The 5,040-nt window shown below is 70.5% G+C and carries 4 protein-coding genes and 1 pseudogene; 3 read left to right on the top strand and 2 right to left on the bottom strand.

Features of this window, described 5'->3' with window-relative positions; all coding sequences use genetic code 11:
- Positions 1-80: 80 nt before the first annotated feature.
- Positions 81-1,556 (bottom strand): OpgD/OpgG family glucan biosynthesis protein, encoded by a 1,476-nt coding sequence (locus AC2W7M_RS19525; RefSeq protein ID WP_486134211.1) that lies wholly within the window; start codon positions 1,554-1,556, stop codon positions 81-83.
- A gap of 271 nt (positions 1,557-1,827) precedes the next feature.
- Here AC2W7M_RS19525 and AC2W7M_RS19520 point away from each other — a divergent pair, with 271 nt between their 5' ends.
- Positions 1,828-2,151, top strand: coding sequence for a hypothetical protein (locus AC2W7M_RS19520; RefSeq protein ID WP_486134210.1), 324 nt, complete (start codon positions 1,828-1,830; stop codon positions 2,149-2,151).
- Between the two features lie 32 nt (positions 2,152-2,183).
- On the opposite strand, the gene AC2W7M_RS19515 is transcribed toward AC2W7M_RS19520, so the two are convergent.
- Complete coding sequence (locus tag AC2W7M_RS19515; RefSeq protein ID WP_486134208.1) at positions 2,184-3,188, bottom strand: LysR family transcriptional regulator; 1,005 nt, start codon at positions 3,186-3,188, stop codon at positions 2,184-2,186.
- Between the two features lie 154 nt (positions 3,189-3,342).
- On the opposite strand from AC2W7M_RS19515, the gene AC2W7M_RS19510 reads away from it, so the two are divergent.
- Both AC2W7M_RS19510 and AC2W7M_RS19505 read left to right on the top strand, forming a co-directional pair.
- A complete protein-coding gene (locus AC2W7M_RS19510; protein ID WP_486134206.1) occupies positions 3,343-4,758 on the top strand; it encodes a UbiD family decarboxylase in 1,416 nt (471 codons plus the stop codon).
- Between the two features lie 52 nt (positions 4,759-4,810).
- Positions 4,811-5,040, top strand: a pseudogene (locus AC2W7M_RS19505) (hypothetical protein); the annotation flags it as partial.

Raw genomic sequence — 5,040 nt, 5'->3', positions numbered from 1 at the left:
GAGGTCCTGAACCGGCATGGCGAGCGGGGCGTCCGGGGGCAGGCCGGGCGGCGGCGCTGCCGGCGCCGGCCGGACCTGCGCTACGGCGTCCATCGGTAAAGCCAGGTTTCGCTGAGCGGCGTGTCGCCCTTCAGGAGGCGCGCCCTGAGTTCGGACAGGCCTGCCCCCTTCGGCTCGAAGGCGAAGGACAGGCGCACGCCGGAAATCTCGGGATTGGGCTGGAGCACCACGTCGCGGATCTCGCCCGCGCTTGCGGACACGTCCGCCCGCACCCCGTCCAGCGCCAGCCCCGGCATGGGCCCGTCCACGAGGTCGACGACGAACAACCGCCGCTCGCCGGTGCCGCCCGCGCGCGTTCCGGCGACGCGGCCGAGGCCGGGCGGCGTCGGCATGTCCCAGACCCAGTGCAGGCGGTAGGTGTAGGTGTATTCGCTGCCCTTGCGCAGGATGTCCTTGGGGCGCCAGAAGGCGACGATGTTGTCGTGGACTTCCTGCGGGGTCGGGATTTCCACCAGATGGACGGCACCCTGGCCCCAGTCGCCGATGGGCTCCACCCACACGCTCGGCCGCTTCTCATACCGCGCTTCCAGGTCCTGATAGTCGAAGAAGGAGCGCTGGCGCTGCATCAGGCCGAAGCCGCGCACATTGGAGCCGGAGAACACGCTGATCTGCAGCCGGCCGGGATTGGCGAGCGGGCGCCAGAGGTGTTCGCCCGTGCCCTCGGTGATGGCAAGCCCTTCGGCGTCGCGCACCGCGGGGCGGAAGTCGTCGAAGCCGACATCATCGGCCGGTCCGAACAGGAACATGCTGGTGAGCGGCGCGATGCCCGCCTCGGACAGGTCGACGCGGGGATAGAGCGCCATCTCCACGCTCATCACGGTGGCCTCGCCGGGCCGGAGGGTGAAGCGGTGGGCGGCGGCGGCGCTCGGGCTGTCGAGCAGGGCGTGGACCACGATGGAGTCCACGCCCGCCCGCGGCTGCTCCACATAGAACGCCTTGAACACCGGGAATTCCTCGCCGGAGGGCGCGGCCGTCTTCACCGCAAGCCCACGGGCGGAGGTGCCGTAGCCCTGGCCCTTCGCCACCGCGCGGAAATAGCTCGCGCCCTGGAACACAGCAATCTCGTCGAGATAGTCCGGCCGGTTCAGGGGGCCATGCAGGCGAAACCCGGAAAAGCCGAAATCCGGTCCGGCGGCGGGCGCCTTGAGGCCGTGCTCGAACCGGAACAGGGCCGGATCATAGGCGATGCGCCGGGCGCGGCCGTCGGCCACCACGAACACGTCCACCGGGTCACGGAACAGGAAGCCCCGATGCAGCAGCTGCATCTCGAACGGCAGCTGCTCGCCGCGCCAGACGGCGCGGTCCGTGTTGAAGCGGATGTTCCGGTAGTCGTCATAGCTGAGCTTGTCCAATTCCGCCGGCAGCGACCGGCTGCCCTGCTTGAACGGCTGCGCAGCCAGCTGGCGCGCCATGTTGCGCACCGCGTCGGCATCGAAACGCTCGCCCTCCTTGGCGAGCGCGCCACGCGCGGCCACGGCGTCGAGAACCGGAAGCAGCACGGCTCCCAGCACGAATGACCTGCGGTCGAGCAATGCCTCGCCTCCGCCCAGGATGGATTGGACATGCCTCAGCGGCACTGGGGAAGAAAGCTTCAAAGGCGGGCCCGGGTTCCCAACCGCAGGCGCGACATTACCGCCCGGCCAGGGAGCCAGAGCGCGATCACGGGGCGCGATGCCGGAACACCGGACGCGGCGCCGGCGTTTGCCGGACGACGGCTGCGTCTAGAGACGGGTTTCCTGCGCCGCCGCACAGAGCAAGGAACATATCATGGCTGATGTAAATGCCGGCGAGACGGCCCGCGCGACCCTGGAGGGGCAGACCACCGAATTGCGCGATGAGATGGCCCGGCTCGGCCGATCCATAAGGGAGCGGGCGGCGGATGTGGCCGACGATGCCGAGGACACCTTCCACGACATGCGCTCCAAGGCAACCGGCGCCATGAAGCAGGCCGGACGCAAGGCGCAGATGGTGTCCGATGCGGTCGGCGAGCACCCCGGAACGGCCGCTGCGGTGCTGTCCTCGGCCGGCCTGATGGGCATGATGATCGGCTTCGCCGCAGGCTATCTGATCGCCAGCAACGGGCGACGCTGATCGGCACCTGCCGCGCCGTGCGCCGGCAGGCCTTAGGATGGTGATCGCGGCTTGCGACGGGCGTGGTGCGGCGCGTTGCGCGTCGCGACACCCGCCGTACTGCGATCACTTTCCGCTTTCGGGGGCTCGCTGACGAAACGGCGGGCGGAGGCGGCGGCCGCCATCACGTCCTGCCGCACGATCTCCACCACCGCACCCGCGGCCGCCGAGACCTGCCGCCGCGGGTGATGCGCCACCACGATGGAGCGGGCAAGGCGCGGGCCGCTGAACCGGTGCGCCTGCACCTTGCCCGCGGCAAGCGCCTGATGGAGCGCGATGGTCGGCAGGACGGTGGCGAGGCCGGTGGTCGCGACCACGTCGCATATGGCGGGGAGAGTGTCGATCTCCAGCCGGGGCTTCAGCTTGATGCCCGCCTCGGCGGCATGCTCGTCGAGGATGGCCCGCAGCCCGTGCCGGCGCGAGGGCAGCACCAAATCGTACTGCGCCAGATGCGCGATCTCCAGCGGAGGCCTCGGCGCCGGGCCGGCGCGGCAGGCGAACACCATGTCCTCGTCAAGCACATGCGCCGCATTGAGGCTCAGCGTCCGGCGCGGCACGTTGACGATGGCGAGGTCGAGCTGGCCGGAGGCGACCCAGTCCAGCAGCGTCTCGGTATAACCCTCGCAGACCGACAGTTCGACGTCCGGAAAGCGCGCCACGATGGTTGCGGTGGAACTGGCCAGCGTGCTCTGCGCCACCGAGGTCACGAGCCCCAGCGCCACGCGGCCGCTGATGCGCCCGTCGAGGCGCGCCATCTCCTCCATGGCGTGCTCGACGTCGCGCACGATGGGGGCGATCAGGCGGGCCAGCGTCTCGCCGGCCAGGGTGGGGGTGACGCCATGGGCGCTGCGGTCGAACAGCTTCTGGCCGAACGCCGCCTCCAGCTTGGCGATCTGCATGGAGAGCGCCGGCTGGACGATGTTGAGCCGGCGCGCCGCCCGCGTCATGTGGCGGGTCTCCGCGAGGCAGAGGAAATACTGCATCTGCCGGATATCCATGCCTGTCTCCCGCAGCGGTGCGCTTATCATCAGATCTGATGATTTTGCAGATAATCAATCATTATTTGTTTTGATGATCCAGCCTTCCTATGGTCGGCCCCGCGTCCGCGATGGGGCGCGAGCGGCGCGGCCCCGCGCCCGAGGAAGACACTCTATGGACAGCCCATCCGCCGCCCGCCCGAACGCTCCCGCGCCGGACCTGCGCGCCTGGCTTGAGGTGCTCGCCACGCGCGGCGACCTCGCCGTCGCGCGCGAGGGAGTCGGCCTGATCGACGAGCTCGCCGCCATCGCCAAGCGCACCGAGCGCGACAAGGCGGTGGTGTTCCCGCGGCCCGGCGGCCATGCCATCCCGGTGGCGGTGAACCTGTTCGCGCGCCGGTCCTGGGTGGCCGACAGCCTCGGGGTCGGCGAGGCCGACCTGCTGCCGCGCTTCCTCGCCGCCGCGGCCCGTCCGCTGCCGAGCGTGGAGGTCGCGGCCGGCCCCGCCCAGGAGGTGGTGCACACGAAGGTGGACCTCCTGGCGCAGCTGCCCGTGCCGAAACACAACGAACTGGACAGCGGCCCCTATATCACCGCCGGCCTGCTGATCGCCCGCAACCCCGTGACCGGGGTGCAGAACGTCTCGATCCACCGCTGCCAGGTCAGCGGGCCGAACCGCATCGGCATCCTGATCCTGCCGCGCCACACCCGCGCCTATTGCCGGATGGCGGCGGCGGCCGGGACCGCGCTGGAGGTGGCCATCGTCATCGGCGTCCACCCGGCGCTGCTGCTGGCGTCGCAGGCCATCGCCGCGCTCGACGAGGACGAGATGGCCATCGCCGGCGCGCTGCTGGGGCGCCCGGTGGAGGTGGTGAAGTGCCGGACCAATGCGGTGCGGGTGCCGGCCGACGCCGAGATCGTTCTGGAGGGCCGCATCCTGCCCGGCGTCCTGGAGCCCGAGGGGCCGTTCGGCGAGTTCCCGCAATATTACGGCCCCCGCGCCCCGCGCGACGTGATCGAGATCGATGCGCTCACCCACCGCCGCCAGCCGATCTTCCACACCATCGTCGGCGGCAGCTTCGAGCATCTGGTGCTGGGCGAGGTGCCGCGCGAGGCGACGCTGCTGCAGCACCTGAAGCGCTCGTTCCCCAACGTGCTCGACGTGCGCCTGACCCTGGGCGGCACCTGCCGCTACCATCTGGCGGTGAAGATCGACAAGCAGAGCGCAGGCGAGCCGAAGAACATCATCATGTGCGCTTTCGGCGGCCACTACGACATCAAGCAGGTGATCGTGGTGGACAAGGACGTGGACATCGCCGTCGCCGAGGAGATCGAATGGGCGGTCGCCACCCGCTTCCAGGCCGACCGCGACCTGGTGCTGGTGGCCGGCGCGCAGGGCTCCAAGCTCGATCCCTCGTCCGACGACGGGGTGTCCGCCAAGCTCGGCCTCGATGCCACCGCCCCGCTCACCGACGACCCCATGGCGTTCCGCCGCATCCATGTGAAGGGCGAGGAAGAGGTCGATCTTGCGACCTCTCTGGTGGCGGACCCCGGCGCCGCCTTCGCCCGCCTCATGGCCGCCAGGTCCTGATGCACGCCGTGCCGCCGGCACCGCCGCAACCCGACAATCGAGAGCATCGCCCATGACCGCGCTGACCGGCCTCGTCGCCAGGAACCTCATCGACGGCGCGTGGGTGGACGCGGCCGATGGCGCCGCCGCCCCGAGCTTCGATCCCGCCACCGGCGCGGTCATCGGCCCATTTCCCCGGCCTCGGCGGCGGCGCGCCGGCCGCGGAATGGGCCCTCCGGTCCCGGAGGGTGACGGTTTGTCAAGGGGAGACGGCAGCGCGGATTCCGCGGTGCGGGGTCGCCC

This window comes from Xanthobacter sp. BG11Y11_SDJG (genome assembly GCF_057364445.1).
This window is presented reverse-complemented; position numbering and strand designations above follow the sequence as displayed.

Coding starts and splice junctions, on each gene's coding strand:
- AC2W7M_RS19520 (WP_486134210.1), top strand. CDS start 1,828: ATGGCTGATGTAAATGCCGGCGAGACGGCCCGCGCGACCCTGGAGGGG.
- AC2W7M_RS19510 (WP_486134206.1), top strand. CDS start 3,343: ATGGACAGCCCATCCGCCGCCCGCCCGAACGCTCCCGCGCCGGACCTG.
- AC2W7M_RS19515 (WP_486134208.1), bottom strand. CDS start 3,188: ATGGATATCCGGCAGATGCAGTATTTCCTCTGCCTCGCGGAGACCCGC.